This window comes from Cellulomonas sp. HD19AZ1 (assembly GCF_004535805.1).
GTDB lineage: Bacteria > Actinomycetota > Actinomycetes > Actinomycetales > Cellulomonadaceae > Cellulomonas > Cellulomonas iranensis.
The window spans coordinates 39,872-53,329 of the sequence record NZ_SPHX01000004.1; the positions used below are offsets into that span (position 1 = coordinate 39,872).

Here is a 13,458-nt window from a genome sequence, read left to right on the forward strand (position 1 = left end):
GAGCGCCCGACCGGGCGACGTGCACCACGTCAGCGGGGCGGGCGGCCGTCCGGCTCGGGCGGCTCGGGCGCCGTGGGCAGCGCGGTCCCGGGGGGTGCGACGACCTCGGGCACGCCCGGGCGGGGCCGGTCGCCGAGCTGCGGGACGACGCCCAGCGCGGGCACGAGCAGCAGCGCGGGGACGAAGAACGCGGGCCCGAGGCCGAGGAGCTCCGAGAGCAGGCCGATCACGACGGCACCCACGAGCGCGCCCGCGTAGTTGAACAGGTTGATGCGCGCGACGACCTCGTCGAGCCGGTCCGGCGCGAGCTCGCCGGCCGCGGAGAACGCGAGCGGCACGAGCGTGCCGGCGCCGACCCCCGCGAGCGCGAACCCCGCGACGGCGGCGACGGGGCTCGGCACGAGCGCCACCACGGCGAGCCCGACGGCGGCCACGACGACGGTCGGCATCGCGACCCGCTCGCGCCCGAACCTGCGGACCAGGGGGTCGCCCGCGAGCCGCGTCACGAGCACCGCGCCCTGGTAGGCGGCGTACCCGAGCGGTGCCACCGACGGCGGGGCGTCGAGCCAGTCGTGCAGGTACACGGTGCTCCAGCTCGAGACCGCCGAGTCGACCACGAACGCGACGGCGACCATCGCGCCGAACAGCCAGATGCCGGCGCGCGGCAGCGGCGCACGCGACGGTGCGCCGCTGCCGGACGCGCCTCGGTCCGACGCGCCGCGGTCGGGCGCGACGCGCCCGGCGGTGGTGCGGACCCCCGCGTCGGTGGTCAGCAGCGCGGGGCGCGCGACCAGCGCGACGGCAGCGGCGACGGCGGCGGCGACGAGCAGCGCGACGACCGCACCCGTCGTCGTGCCGAGGCGCGCGAACCCGGACTGCGCGAGCGCCGCCGCGATGGCAGCCGCGGTGAGGCACGCGAACAGGGTCGACATGAGCGGGCGCCCCACGCGCTGCTGGAGCGCGACGCCCTGCATGTTCCCGGACGCGTCGACCATGCCCAGGCCGAGCGCGAACACCACGAACGCGCCGACCAGCGGCGGCACGGACGTCGCGGTGGTGACGAGGGCGAGGCCCGCGGCCTGCGCGAGGAGCCCCACGACGACGGCCGCACGCGACGAGCGGCCGCGCGCGATGCGCTCGGCGGTCACCGACCCGGCCGCGGCGAGCAGCGCGCCGAGCAGCAGCACGATCGCGATGGCGCCGTCGTCGATGCCCGTGCGCGCCTTGAGCCCCGGCAGCGCGGTCACCACCGTCGCGTACCCGAAGCCCTGCGCGACGTACGTCGCCGCCACCGCCACGCGCGTACGCGTGCTCGTCCCGTGCGTCATGCGTGTGCCCCTCGTCGCGCGTGCTCGACGGCGTGCCCCCTACGGCGTGCCGAGGGCGACCCTACGTCCGCGAGGTGCCCCGCGGGCAGCCCTCGAGCCAACTCCGCCGACCCGCCCGACGGGCGGGACAGGGTCCCGCGTCACACCCGAACCGCTCAGGTCCGGCGGCGCGACGGCCGACGTAGAGGGCATGGGTTCGTCGAGGACCGGCGGCGAGCCGGCGCTGCGTGCCGCGCACGCGCAGGTGGCGCGGATCGTGGGCGCCGTGCCGTCGCGCGTCCGCGACGCCGCACCGGCGCCCACCGGCACCTCCCCGACGACCGGCGCGTTCCCCACGACCGCGACGCCCACGGCCGCGCTGCGCGCGCTCGAGCCGTACGGCTGGGCGGCGCTGCACGGCGTGCACCACCCGGGCCGCCCGCTGGGGTCGATCGAGCATGTGGTCGTCGGGCCCGGCGGTGTCGTGGTGGTGGACGTGCGGAGCTGGCCGGGCCGCCTGCACCTGCACGACGGCGCGCTGCGGCACGACGGCGAGCCGGTGGCCCTCGACCTCGAGCGCGCGCTCGCCGCGGCGGCCGCGGTGACGGCGCTGCTCGCACCCCAGCACCGCTCGGCGGTGCGTGCGGTGGTCTGCGCGCCCGACCGTCACGTGGGGCCGGTCGTCGACGCGTGCGGCGCGACCGTCGTCGGCGTCGACGACCTCGCGGCGCACCTGCGGGCGCTGCCGCCGCGCCTGACGCCCGCCGAGATGGCGGGGCTCCACCAGCTGCTGGACCTGCACCTCGGCGGTGAGCGCTGCCCCGACCAGCTGACGACGTCCGTGCTCGGCACCGACCGGCGGCGGCGTGCGGTGCGCGTGCGGACCGCCGACCACTCGGCGCAGTCGTCGGTGCTGCCGTCGGCTGCGGGGCGCGCCCCGCGGCGACGGACGAGGTCGGCTGCCACGACCCGCGCGGTCGCACGCGCGGCCGCGGTGTGGTGCCTGCCGCTGGCCGTGGCGGTCGCCGTCGCGGTGCGGGTGGGTGCGCTGTGACAGGCCGCCCGCCCCGCGGCGGAACCCCGACCCGCTGACCCGCCGCCCTGCCGCGCACGCGCCGGACCGCCCGACGCCCCGGCGCCCGCGTGCGCGGGTGCCGGGGTGCCCGGGTGCGTGGCGTTCCGGCCGCTCAGCAGCCGGAACGCCGCACGGGGTCGCCGGGACCGGGGCCGCCGGGGCGGGTGCGACGGGCGGAGCCGCGGGGCCCGTCAGGAACGGACGCGGTCACGCACCCGGCCGGACCGGTCGCCGCGGCGCCGCACGAAGCGGCGCGGGCGCGGCACGACCGTGTCGACGACGGCCGACCCCTCGTGCGGGCCCTCGAGCGCGATCGGCTCGGGGGTCGCCACGACGTCGGACATCGGCCCGATCGGTGCGAGCGCGAGCCGGCGGTGCCACCGCACGTACACGGGCACGAGCACGACCACGGCGCCGATCCACGCGAGCGGGTTGCCCCACACGACGCCGTCGAACCCGTACGCCGCACCGAGCACGACGGCTGCGCCGACGCGCATGACGAGCTCGATCACGCCGGTGACCGTGGGCACGAACGTGTGGCCAAGGCCCTGCAGGGCGCCGCGCAGCACGAACAGCACGCCGAGCACGGTGTAGAGCGCGCCCGTGACGTGCAGGAAGTGCGCCGCCATCGTCACGACGCGGTCGGCGCCGTCGCCCACGAACAGCTGGACGAGGTGGCTGCCGGCGGTGATGAGCACGGCACCGAGCACGACCGACGCGACGACCGACATCCACGTGGCCTGCACGACGCCGGTGCGGATGCGGTCGGGCCGCCCGCCGCCGAGGTTCTGCGCGACGAACATCGACACCGCGAGGCCGAGCGAGGACAGCAGCGCGACGGCGAGGCCGTCGACGCGCGCGGCCGTGGTGTACGCGGCGACCGCGTCCGGCCCGAGCTCGTTGAGCCGCACCTGCACGGCGAGCGTGCCGATCGCGATGATCGAGGCCTGGAAGCCCATGGGCAGGCCGAGGCGCAGGTGCTGCGCGAGGTCGTCGCGCGTGACGCGCCAGTCCTCGCGGCGCACGTGCAGCACGGGCACGCGGCGCCACACGTAGAGCAGGCACAGCGCGACGGACGTGCCCTGCGAGACCACCGTCGCGAGCGCCGCGCCGCCGACCCCCGTGCCGAGCCCGGCGACGAGACCGACGACCAGGCCGATGTTGAGCACGCAGCTGATCGTGAGGAAGACGAGCGGCGTGCGGGAGTCGCCGATGGCACGCACGATCGCCGACAGGAAGTTGAAGGACATCATCGTGCTGGCGCCCAGGAAGCTCACGACCGCGAACGTCGTGGCCTGCGGCAGCAGGCTCTCGGGGGTGCGCAGCAGGCGCAGCGCGGGCTCGGCCAGCAGCGGTGCGGCGACGGTCAGCACGAGCGACACGACGGCGGTGAGCACGGCGCCGGACGCGACCGAGCGGCGCACGGCGGCGTGGTCGCCGGCTCCGAACGCCTGCGCGGTGGGGATCGCGAAGCCCGAGGTCATGCCCCAGGCGAACCCGAGCAGCAGGAACAGCAGGCTGCCGGTCGCGCCGACGGCGGCGAGCGCGTCGACGCCGAGCGTGCGGCCGACGACGATCGCGTCGGCGACCTGGTACATCTGCTGGACGACGTTGCCCACGAGGAGCGGGACGGCGAAGAGGGCGATGACGCGCCAGGGGCTGCCGGCGGTCAGGACCTTGGACATGACGGGACTACTTCCGCGCTGGTGGGGACAGGGCCGGCCGCCACCGAGGGCGGCCGTGGAGGGGCGCGGTGGTCGGTCGTGCCGGTCGCGTCAGCACCTCATCGTATCGATACGATCCCGCGTGGCCAGGGGTTAGACGGGCGACGCGGCACCCGTCCGGGCGTCGTCCCCGGCGGCAGGGCAAGCCCGCGCCACGTGCGCACCAACCGCACCCCCGCCACGCGGCGTGCGCACGCCCGGAACGCCCCGAGGCAGCGCTCCCACGGGCCTCCCGACCGCTGACGACCCGGTCCCGGCCCGCCCTCGGCTTGACCGACGTGATCTGCGTCGCGATGCGCACCGCGCAACGCGACAGCCACCCGACGGGCGCGGTCGGGCGTGCACCGTCCGCGCTCGGCGTCAGGCGAGCACGACCCCGCCCTCGGGCGTGATCGCGTCGGCGTCGGCGTCGTCGAACCACCGCCCGCGCTCGCCCAGGTACCGGAACCTGACCGTCGTGCCGGTCGGCACCGTCACCGACACGCTGGCGGTGCCGTTGGACCGCCGCCGCAGCGGGTGCGCGCCGGGCGTCCAGTCGTTGAACGTCCCGACCACGCTCACGGGCCCGTCGAGCTCGGCGGCCGGGAGCGCGAACGTCAGCGTGGAGGTGGCGGTACGGGCGGAGCGGGACTTCTTCAGCACGGGCGGGACCACTTTCCCTCGGGCGGCTCGGGCGGCGACGCGGCGCTGCGCACGCGTGCAGCGTGCCGCACGCGTGTGACCGGCACCGCCCCCGCACGTGACCACCGTGTGACGCCCACCCGTCCGCGCCGACCCGACACCCCCGCCGACACCGACACCGCAGGCGCGGGCGGTGCCCGGGTGGGTGGGGCCAGCGGTGCGTGGGCAGGCGCGGACGGCTGGGACGACCCGTGCGGGGCGAGGGGTCAGCGACCGGCGTCGCGGTCGGCCATGCGGGCCAGCATCGCGTTGTACTCGTCGAGCTCGGCGTCCCCGTCGCGGTCGACCTTGCGGTCCCGGCGGCGGGCGGTGCGCTCGTCGTCGCGGGTCCACTGCACGGCGACGACGATCGCGAGCACGACGGTCGGGATCTCGCCGATCCCCCACGCGACCGACCCGCCGATCTGCTGGTCGGCGAGCGCGGACGGCCCCCAGGGGCGCCCCATGAGCCCGAACCAGTCGGCGACCAGCAGCGACTCGCCGCTCACGAGCGCGACGCCGAAGAACGCGTGGAACGCCATGGTCGCGAACAGCAGCAGCAGGCGCAGCGGGTACGGCGGGCGCGTCGGGCCGGGGTCGACGCCCGCGAGCGCGTTGACGAACAGGTACCCGGTGACCGAGAAGTGCACGATCATCGCGAGGTGGCCGACGTGGTCGCGCAGCGCCCACCCGAACAGCCCCGAGTAGTAGAAGAGCACCATCGAGCCGGCGAAGTTCACGGCTGCGACGAGCGGGTTCGCCAGGAACCGGCCCCAGCGGGAGTGCACGAGCGTGAGGATCCACTCGCGCGGGCCGCGCGAGTCGTCGCCGCGCAGCGTGGCCGCGCGCGACGGCAGGGCCCGCAGCGCGAGCGTCACGGGTGCCGACAGCGCGACGAACAGCGGGATCACCATGACGAGCACCATGTGCTGGATCATGTGCGCGCTGAACAGCACGTGGCCGTAGACGGCGGGCCCGCCCGACGTGGTCCACGCGAACAGCAGCATGCCGAGCACCCACGACGCGGTGCGCAGCCACGGCCACGCGTCGCCGCGGCGGCCCAGGCGCACGACCCAGCGCAGGTAGACGACGAGGCCCGCGACGGCGGCCGCGGCGGCGAGCACGTCCCACCGCCACAGCGTGAGCCAGTGCAGCCCGCTCGGCGCGGGCGGCAGCGGGTTGCCGGTGAGCTGGTAGGCGGGCGACGGGTCGGGGGGCGGCGCGTCGGGCACGGGCGGCGCGGTGGAGCCGAGCGCGACGGCGACGCCCGACACGGCGCCCATGACGGCGATCTCGACGAGCACGAGCCGCCAGAACAGCGCCGTGCCGGTGCGCCCGGGGGCCGGGTCCGCGCCGCCCGCGAGGCGCGGCACGGTGATCCTGCGGTGCAGCAGCCCGAGCAGCCCGAGCAGCGCGGTGAGCGCGACCTTGACGACGAGCAGCACGCCGTACGGGCTCGTGAGGTCGTCGAGGCCCTCGAGCCGCACGACGCTGTTGAGGACCCCGGACACCGCGACCGCGGCGAGGCACCAGCCGGCGATGACGGAGTACCGCCCGACGGCGGCCGACGTGTCGGCGCCGAGCCGCCGCACGAGGATCGCGAGCGCCACGAGCGCGCCGATCCACACGGCGGCGCCCACCAGGTGCAGCACCATCGCCGACACGGCGAGGTCGTGGCTGACGGCGCCGGCGGCGTGCCCGGTCTGCGCGAGCTGCCACAGCGCGACGAGCGACAGCGCGGCGGTCCACGCCGCCCCGGTCGGGGTCGCGACGACGAGCGCGAGCGCGGTCACGACGGCCGCGATGGTCGTGACGGACAGCAGCGTGCGGCCCAGGTCGAGCTGCGTGACGAACAGCGCGATCTCGTCGCCGAACGACGGCGCGGTCGGCTGCGTGCCCGCGACCTGCGCGTACGCGAGCACCACGTGCAGGATCGACAGCACGGTCCACACGCCGGCGGCGACGGCCGCGAGCACGAGGCTGCGCGGGTACGCGTCGCCGACCGCGACGGCGGCACCGCCGCGCGGTGCGCGGGCCGCGTCGGCGCGCCGCGGCAGCACGCACACCGCGAGCACGAGCGCACCGACCGTGACGGATGCCGCGAGCTCGCCGAGCGTCTCGACGACCGGCAGCCCCCACCGCACGAGCGGCCCGGGGTCGCGCAGGACGACCGCGGCCGCCGCACCCGTGAACGTGAGTCCCACGAGCACCGCGACGACCGCGGTCGCGGTCAGCGCGCCCAGCGCGCCGTACCTCACGACCGTCGGCTGCGCGTCCACCGGGTCAGCGTAGGCGCGTGCGGGCGCGGGGGCGGCGGCCACGGGGTCGTCCGTCGTCAGGCGCCGGCGCCGGGCCCGGTGCCGGTCGTGCCGTCCCGCTGCGTGCGGCCGCGCGCGACGAACGCGACGACCGCGCCACCGCCCACGACGACGACCGCGAGCAGCACCCAGACCCAGGCGGGGACGCCGCCGTCGTCGTCGACGGGCGCGGAGATCGGCGTCGCCTCGACCGTGGGCTCGGCGGTGTCCTGCGTCGTCATGGTCGGCTCGGGCGAGGCCTCGTCGGTGGCGTCGGGCGTCGGCTGGGCGTCGGGCGTGGGCTCGGCGGGCGCGGCGGGCGCACCGGCGGCGTCGGTCGCGGTGAAGGAGAAGGCGCCGATGATGGGGTGGCCGTCGGCGGAGGTCACGCGCCACATCACGGAGTACGCGCCGGCGGGCCGCTCGGCCGCGAGCGGCTGCACGACCGACGTGTCGACGAGCTGCGCGGGCCCCTCGGACACGATCGTGCCGTCGGCCGCGGTCACGACGATCTCGGTGCCCAGCTCGAGCGCCGCCTGGTCGAACGTCAGCGTGATCGCGTCGGGGGCCGTCGCGACGGTCGAGCCGTCGGCGGGGTCGGACGAGCGCAGCGCGTTGTGCGCGGCCGCCGGGCCGGCGGTGGCCAGCGCGAGCAGCCCGGTCACGACGAGCGCGAGGGCGACGCGTGCGCGGCGCAGGGGCGCGGCGGGGACGAGACGGACGGTGGACGGCGTGTGCGGACGCATGACCTTCCCGGGGTCGGTGGGGGTGGCGCGGACGTCCGCCGGTGCGGCGTCCGGGTCCATCATGACGTGACGACGCGGGCCCGGTCCCCGCCGCGGGGGTGTGACGCGCGTCCCGCGTGCAGCAGCAGCGCGCCCGCGAGCAGCGCGGTGGCCGTGCCCGCCGCGAGCCGCAGCGCGAGCGCACGGCCCGGCACGGGTTCGGCGCCGCCCGCCTCGGGACCGGCCGCGGCGCCGTCCGCGCGCCCGTCGGGGCCCGCTGCGGCGTCGGCCTCGCGCCCGTCGAGTACCGCGGTGCCCGCACGCTGCCCCTCGCGTGCCGAGGGCGCGCCGGCGACCTCCCCCGCGACGACGTCGTCGGGCGCGGCGGCGACGGCCTCGGCGACGTGGTGCGGCGCGTGCTCGTCGGCGGGGTCGGCACCCGCGGCGGCGAGCGTCGTGGCGTCCAGGCCCGCGGCGGCGAGCGCGGCCAGGTCGTACCCCGCGTCGCGGACGGCCGCGAGGTCGACGCCGGCCGCGGCGAGCGCCGTCAGGTCGACGGCCGCGACGGACTGCGCCCACGTGCGCGGCTCGTCCGGGACGGCGGGCGCGGCGGCGGGCGGCGGGACGGGCGCCGCGCCGTGGTGCGCGGCGTGACCGGCCGGGCGGGCGGGCGCGCCGGGCGGTGCGGTGAGCGCGACGAGCACGGGGTGCAGCCCCACGGCGAGCAACGCGCACCCCGCGACGACGACCACGCGCGCGGCCGCCCGGCGCGGCGACCGGGCGACGAGCACCGCCGGCACGAGCACGAGCGCGGCGACCGCGAGCAGGGCCGCGGCGTCGGGGACGCGGTGGCCGGTCGCGAGCAGGCCGCCGAGCGCACCCGCGAGGACCGCGCCGACCAGCCCGGCGCCGACCACGAGAGGGCGTGCGTCGGCCGGTCCGCGCACCCCGCGGTGCGCGGCGTCGGCCCCGCCGTCGGGGACGACGCCCGGCGGCACCGGGGACGTCGACATGTCGTCGACCGTCGCCCGCGCGTCGTCGTCGGGTCCAGGCCGCGAACCGTTTCAGCAGGTCGCGGGCCCGCCGGTCCCGTGCGCGGTCCGGGCGTCAGCCCCAGACGAGCGCCTGCGCGGGGTCGGCCAGCACGGCGGCGACGTCGGCGAGCACGCGGCTGCCGAGCTCGCCGTCGACGAGCCGGTGGTCGAAGCTCAGCGCGAGCTGCGTGACGTGCCGCGGCTTGACCTTGCCCTTGTGCACCCACGGCTGCTGCCGGATCGCGCCGAACGCGAGGATCGCGGCCTCGCCCGGGTTGAGGATCGGCGTGCCGGTGTCGATGCCGAACACCCCGACGTTGGTGATGGTGATGGTGCCGTCGGACATGTCGGTGGGCGACGTGCGGCCCGCCCGCGCGGTCGCGGTGAGCTCGCCGAGGCCGCGCGCGAGGCCGAGCAGGTCGAGGCGGTGCGCGTCCTTGATGTTGGGGACGACGAGCCCGCGGGGCGTGGCCGCGGCGATGCCGAGGTTCACGTAGTGCTTGAAGACGATCTCCTGCGCGGCCTCGTCCCACGACGCGTTGATCTCGGGGTGCCGGTCGACCGCGAGCAGCAGCGCCTTCGCGGCGATCAGCAGGGGCGTGACGCGCACGTCGGCGAACTCGCGGTCGCCGCGCAGCCGCTCGACGAGCTTCATGGTGCGCGTGACGTCGACCGTGTGGAACACCGTGACGTGCGGGGCCGTGAACGCGCTGGCGACCATGGCCTCGGCGGTGCGCTTGCGCACGGACTTCACGGGCACGCGGGTCTGGCGGCCGTCGGGCGTGACGGTGCCGGACGCGAGCCACGGGCGGTCGTCGCCGGGGTACGTCGCGAGGTCGCGGCCCTCGGCGCGCACCGAGTGGGCCAGCACGTCCTCGCGCGTGACGATCCCCCCGGGCCCGGTCGCGGCGACGGCGTCGAGGTCGACGCCCATGTCGCGCGCGAGCTTGCGCACGGGCGGCTTGGCGAGCGCCCGCCCGGTGCCGGTGCGCGCGGGCGCCGGGGCGGTGGCGGTGGCGGTGGGACGGCCTGGTGCGGCGGACGCGCGGGGTGCCGCGGGGGTCGCCGCACCCGGCCGGGCGCCCGTCGCCGGGGTCACCGGCGCGGGCGCGTTCGTGGGGGTGGTGCCGGCGGGGCCGGCCGGTGCCGCGGTGGTGCGGGGCCGGCGCGCGCTCGTGCCGTCGGCGACGCCGTACCCGACGAGCACGGCGCCGGGCTTCTCGCCCGCCTCGGGCTCGGCGCGGGACGCCTCGACCTCGTCGGCGCCGCCGGGCTCGGCGGACGACCGGTCGGGGTGCGGCTGGTGCGCGCGCACGCCGCCCTGCGTCTCGCCACCGTCGGCCGGGGCGCCGGGCGCGGGGGCGCCGTCGGGGTCGGTGTCGACCTCGATGATCGGCGTCCCGACCTCGACGGTCGTGCCCTCGGTGACGAGCAGCCGCGTGACGACACCCGTCCACGGGCACGGCAGGTCGACCAGCGACTTCGCGGTCTCGATCTCGACGATCGTCTGGTTGACCTCGACGCGGTCGCCGACGGCGACGTGCCACGCGACGATCTCGGCCTCGGTGAGGCCCTCGCCGGCGTCGGGCAGGGGGAACTGCTGGTACGTGGGCACGCGGGGGCTCCGGGTGGTCAGAAGGCGAGGGTGCGGTCGACGGCGTCGAGCAGCCGGTCGAGGCTCGGCAGGTAGTCGTGCTCGAGCTTGGCGACGGGGTACGGGGTGTGGAACCCGCCGACGCGCAGCACGGGGGCCTGCAGGTGGTAGAAGCACTCCTCGGTGATGCGGGCCGCGACCTCGGCGCCGGACCCGTAGAGCACGGGCGCCTCGTGCACGACGACGCAGCGGCCGGTGCGGCGCACGGACTCGGCGACGGTCGCGGTGTCGAGCGGCGAGATGGTGCGCAGGTCGACGACCTCGAGGCTCGTGCCCTCGGCCGCGGCGGCGTCGGCGGCCTTGAGGGCGGTCGCGACCGTGGGGCCGTAGGCGACGACCGTGACGTCGGTGCCGGGGCGCACGACGCGCGCGTGGTCGAGGTCGGACGTGCCGCCGTGCGGTGCGGGCAGCGGCGCGTCGAGGTCGACGTCGCCCTTCTCCCAGTACCGGCCCTTGGGCTCGAGGAAGATCACGGGGTCCGGCGAGGCGATGGCCTGCTGGATCATCGTGAACGCGTCGGCCGGGGTCGACGGGGACACGACGCGCAGGCCCGCGGTGTGCGCGAACAGCGCCTCGGGCGACTCGCTGTGGTGCTCGACCGCGCCGATGCCGCCGCCGAACGGGATGCGGATGACGACGGGCAGCGTGAGGCGGCCCTGCGAGCGGTAGTGCATCTTGGCGAGCTGCGTCGTGATCTGGTCGAACGCGGGGAACACGAAGCCGTCGAACTGGATCTCGCACACGGGACGGTAGCCGCGCAGCGCGAGGCCGATCGCGGTGCCGACAATGCCCGACTCGGCCAGGGGCGTGTCGACGACGCGGTCGTCGCCGAACTCGGCGAACAGGCCGTCGGTCACGCGGAACACGCCGCCGAGGCGGCCGATGTCCTCGCCCATGAGCAGCACGCGCGGGTCGTTCGCGAGCGCGCGCCGCATGCCGAGGTTGAGGGCCTTCGCCATCGGCAGCCGCTGCGTGCCCGTCGGGAACGGCGCGGGTGCCGGCGCCGGGGGCAGGTCGGTGGTGCGGTCGGACGTGACGGTCATCGGTGGCCTCCCGTCTGGTGACCCTCGTGGTCGACGAAGGACTGCTCGTACTGCTCGAACCACGCGCGCTCGGCGTCGACGACGGCGTGCGGCGTGGCGTAGACGTGCTCGAACATCGACGGCCCGGAGGGGCGGCCCATGCCGCGCACGGTCGTGCGCAGGTGCTCGCCGAACGCGTCGGCCTCGCTCGCGAGCTGCGCCTGGAACACCTCGGGGAGCTCGCCCGTGCGGTCGAGGTGCGCACGCAGCCGCTCGATCGGGTCGCGGCGGCGCCAGTGCTCCTCCTGCGCCGACGTGCGGTAGCGCGTCGGGTCGTCGGACGTGGTGTGCGCGCCCATGCGGTAGGTGAACGCCTCGACGAACGTGGGGCCGCCGCCGCTGCGCGCGCGCTCGAGCGCCTGCCGCGTCACGGCGTACGTCGCGAGGACGTCGTTGCCGTCGACGCGGACGGCGGGGACGCCGAAGCCCGGTGCGCGGTGCGCGATCGGGACGGTGGCCTGGCGCGTCGTCGGCTCGGAGATCGCGAACTGGTTGTTCTGGCAGAACAGCACGACGGGTGCGCGGTTGACCGACGCGAAGACGAGCGCCTCGCTGACGTCGCCCTGCGCGGTCGCGCCGTCGCCGAAGTACGTGACGACCGCGGCGTCGCGCTCGGCGTCGCCGGTGCCGACGAGCCCGTCGCGCTGCACGCCCATCGCGTAGCCGGTCGCGTGCAGCGTGTGCGAGCCGATGACGAGCGTGAAGAGGTGGAAGTTGCGCTCGGCAGGGTCCCAGCCGCCGTGGTCGACGCCGCGGAACAGGCGCAGCAGCTGCGTCATCTCCAGGCCGCGGGCCTGCGCGACGCCGTGCTCGCGGTACGACGGGAAGACGTGGTCCTGCGGGCGCAGCGCGTGCCCCGAGCCGACCTGCGCGGCCTCCTGGCCGAGGGACTGCGCGAACAGCGCGAGCTCCCCCTGACGCTGCAGCGCCGTGGCCTCGACGTCGAACCGGCGGGTCAGCACCATGTCGCGGTACATCGCGCGCAGCCGGTCGGCGTCCAGGTCGGCGGCCCACGCGTCGTACTCGGGGTGCTCGACGCGCTCGCCGGCCGGGGTCAGCAGCTGCACGAGCCCGTCGTCGGTGAGCGGGCCGTCGGCCGCGGGTCCGGTCGGGATCACGCGGGTCTCCTTCGCCTCGGGGTCGAACCTACGTCAGCGTAGGCTACGCCTCCGTAGGTTACGAGGGACCGGGACGGACAACGCTCGTCCGACACCTTTGTCGGAACCCCACACCGGCCCCCCGGCCCCGCCGCGCGGCGCCGCTCAGGAGCGCGGGACGCCCCGCTGCGAGCGCAGCAGGTCGTTCTCGCGCAGCACGGGCCAGCGGCTGTACGCGAACACCAGGAACATCACGAGGTTGAGCACGGGCACGAGCCCGACCAGCACCCACCAGCCCGAGTAGCCGGCCTTCTGGATGATGCGGATGTACGCGACGAGGATGACGAGGTAGCACGCCACGACGACCGCGAGTCCCACGCCCGTGGCGAGCCACGCGGTCCACTCGGCGTCCGCGCCCCAGCTGGTCCCCTCGACGGTGGGGACGGGTGTCGGGTCGGTGTCCATGGGCCCCATGGTGCCGCTGACCTCGCTGCGGCGCACCACCCCCGACGGGCGATCCCGCCGTGCCGCGCCTCCGGGGCGCACCATGGAGGGACGCACCACCGCACCTCCGCGGCGGGCGGGACGGAGGAGACGCCATGACGACCCCGGGCCTCACGACCTGGACCGACCCGCGCGACGAGACCGAGGTCGTCGTGCAGCTCGCCGACGGGCGCCTCGCGGGGCGGCGCTTCGCGTCGCGCGCCGAGGCCGAGGCGTGGGCGGGCCCGGGCGAGGAGGTCCTCGAGCTGAACCTCGTGTGCGCGTGCGACCGGTGACCCGCGCGGCAGCCGGAGCCGCCT

Annotated in this window: 12 protein-coding genes; 2 read left to right on the plus strand and 10 right to left on the minus strand. The window is 76.8% G+C overall.

Going from position 1 to position 13,458, the window contains the following annotated elements; genetic code table 11:
- Nucleotides 1-29: 29 nt before the first annotated feature.
- Nucleotides 30-1,328, minus strand: coding sequence for an MFS transporter (locus tag E4A51_RS08875; protein WP_070318731.1), 1,299 nt, complete (start codon nt 1,326-1,328; stop codon nt 30-32).
- A 190-nt stretch (nt 1,329-1,518) separates the two neighbouring features.
- Here E4A51_RS08875 and E4A51_RS08880 point away from each other — a divergent pair, with 190 nt between their 5' ends.
- A complete protein-coding gene (locus E4A51_RS08880) occupies nt 1,519-2,361 on the plus strand; it encodes an NERD domain-containing protein (RefSeq protein WP_167748877.1) in 843 nt (280 codons plus the stop codon).
- Between the two features lie 212 nt (nt 2,362-2,573).
- Here the strand turns inward: E4A51_RS08880 and E4A51_RS08885 are convergent, their stop codons facing one another.
- The 9 genes from E4A51_RS08885 to E4A51_RS08925 form a co-directional block, all read right to left on the minus strand.
- On the minus strand, nt 2,574-4,067 hold the full coding sequence (locus tag E4A51_RS08885; protein WP_134851527.1) for an MATE family efflux transporter: 1,494 nt from the start codon (nt 4,065-4,067) through the stop codon (nt 2,574-2,576).
- Between the two features lie 399 nt (nt 4,068-4,466).
- Nucleotides 4,467-4,748, minus strand: a complete 282-nt coding sequence (locus E4A51_RS08890; RefSeq protein ID WP_046530925.1) for an isoamylase early set domain-containing protein — start codon at nt 4,746-4,748, stop codon at nt 4,467-4,469.
- 245 nt (nt 4,749-4,993) lie between these two features.
- Complete coding sequence (locus E4A51_RS08895; RefSeq protein ID WP_070318743.1) at nt 4,994-7,045, minus strand: cytochrome c oxidase assembly protein; 2,052 nt, start codon at nt 7,043-7,045, stop codon at nt 4,994-4,996.
- A gap of 56 nt (nt 7,046-7,101) precedes the next feature.
- Nucleotides 7,102-7,872 carry a copper resistance CopC family protein gene (locus tag E4A51_RS08900; RefSeq protein ID WP_082131518.1) on the minus strand — a complete coding sequence of 257 codons (771 nt, stop codon included), beginning with the start codon at nt 7,870-7,872 and terminating at the stop codon, nt 7,102-7,104.
- Nucleotides 7,869-8,801 (minus strand): hypothetical protein, encoded by a 933-nt coding sequence (locus E4A51_RS08905; RefSeq protein ID WP_134851528.1) that lies wholly within the window; start codon nt 8,799-8,801, stop codon nt 7,869-7,871. Before E4A51_RS08905 ends, E4A51_RS08900 begins: the two co-directional genes overlap by 4 nt.
- Before the next feature lie 94 nt (nt 8,802-8,895).
- Nucleotides 8,896-10,437: a dihydrolipoamide acetyltransferase family protein gene (locus E4A51_RS08910; RefSeq protein WP_134851529.1), complete on the minus strand. Its 1,542-nt coding sequence runs from the start codon at nt 10,435-10,437 to the stop codon at nt 8,896-8,898.
- A 17-nt stretch (nt 10,438-10,454) separates the two neighbouring features.
- The gene (locus tag E4A51_RS08915) at nt 10,455-11,519 is read right to left on the minus strand and encodes an alpha-ketoacid dehydrogenase subunit beta (protein WP_370297491.1); all 1,065 of its coding nucleotides are present in this window, start codon (nt 11,517-11,519) and stop codon (nt 10,455-10,457) included.
- Nucleotides 11,516-12,676: a pyruvate dehydrogenase (acetyl-transferring) E1 component subunit alpha gene (gene pdhA / locus E4A51_RS08920; protein WP_046529527.1), complete on the minus strand. Its 1,161-nt coding sequence runs from the start codon at nt 12,674-12,676 to the stop codon at nt 11,516-11,518. The genes E4A51_RS08915 and pdhA overlap by 4 nt, the downstream gene beginning before the upstream one ends.
- A 144-nt stretch (nt 12,677-12,820) precedes the next feature.
- Nucleotides 12,821-13,120 carry a hypothetical protein gene (locus E4A51_RS08925; protein WP_206120013.1) on the minus strand — a complete coding sequence of 100 codons (300 nt, stop codon included), beginning with the start codon at nt 13,118-13,120 and terminating at the stop codon, nt 12,821-12,823.
- A 134-nt stretch (nt 13,121-13,254) separates the two neighbouring features.
- On the opposite strand from E4A51_RS08925, the gene E4A51_RS08930 reads away from it, so the two are divergent.
- A complete protein-coding gene (locus E4A51_RS08930) occupies nt 13,255-13,434 on the plus strand; it encodes a hypothetical protein (protein ID WP_046529528.1) in 180 nt (59 codons plus the stop codon).
- The last annotated feature ends 24 nt before the right edge of the window (nt 13,435-13,458 follow it).

What these genes read in the sequence shown, in the direction of transcription:
- E4A51_RS08875 (WP_070318731.1), bottom strand. Translation starts at nt 1,328, where the DNA reads ATGACGCACGGGACGAGCACGCGTACGCGCGTGGCGGTGGCGGCGACG.
- E4A51_RS08930 (WP_046529528.1), top strand. Translation starts at nt 13,255, where the DNA reads ATGACGACCCCGGGCCTCACGACCTGGACCGACCCGCGCGACGAGACC.
- E4A51_RS08925 (WP_206120013.1), bottom strand. Translation starts at nt 13,120, where the DNA reads ATGGACACCGACCCGACACCCGTCCCCACCGTCGAGGGGACCAGCTGG.
- E4A51_RS08885 (WP_134851527.1), bottom strand. Translation starts at nt 4,067, where the DNA reads ATGTCCAAGGTCCTGACCGCCGGCAGCCCCTGGCGCGTCATCGCCCTC.
- E4A51_RS08915 (WP_370297491.1), bottom strand. Translation starts at nt 11,519, where the DNA reads ATGACCGTCACGTCCGACCGCACCACCGACCTGCCCCCGGCGCCGGCA.
- E4A51_RS08905 (WP_134851528.1), bottom strand. Translation starts at nt 8,801, where the DNA reads ATGTCGACGTCCCCGGTGCCGCCGGGCGTCGTCCCCGACGGCGGGGCC.
- E4A51_RS08900 (WP_082131518.1), bottom strand. Translation starts at nt 7,872, where the DNA reads ATGATGGACCCGGACGCCGCACCGGCGGACGTCCGCGCCACCCCCACC.
- E4A51_RS08880 (WP_167748877.1), top strand. Translation starts at nt 1,519, where the DNA reads ATGGGTTCGTCGAGGACCGGCGGCGAGCCGGCGCTGCGTGCCGCGCAC.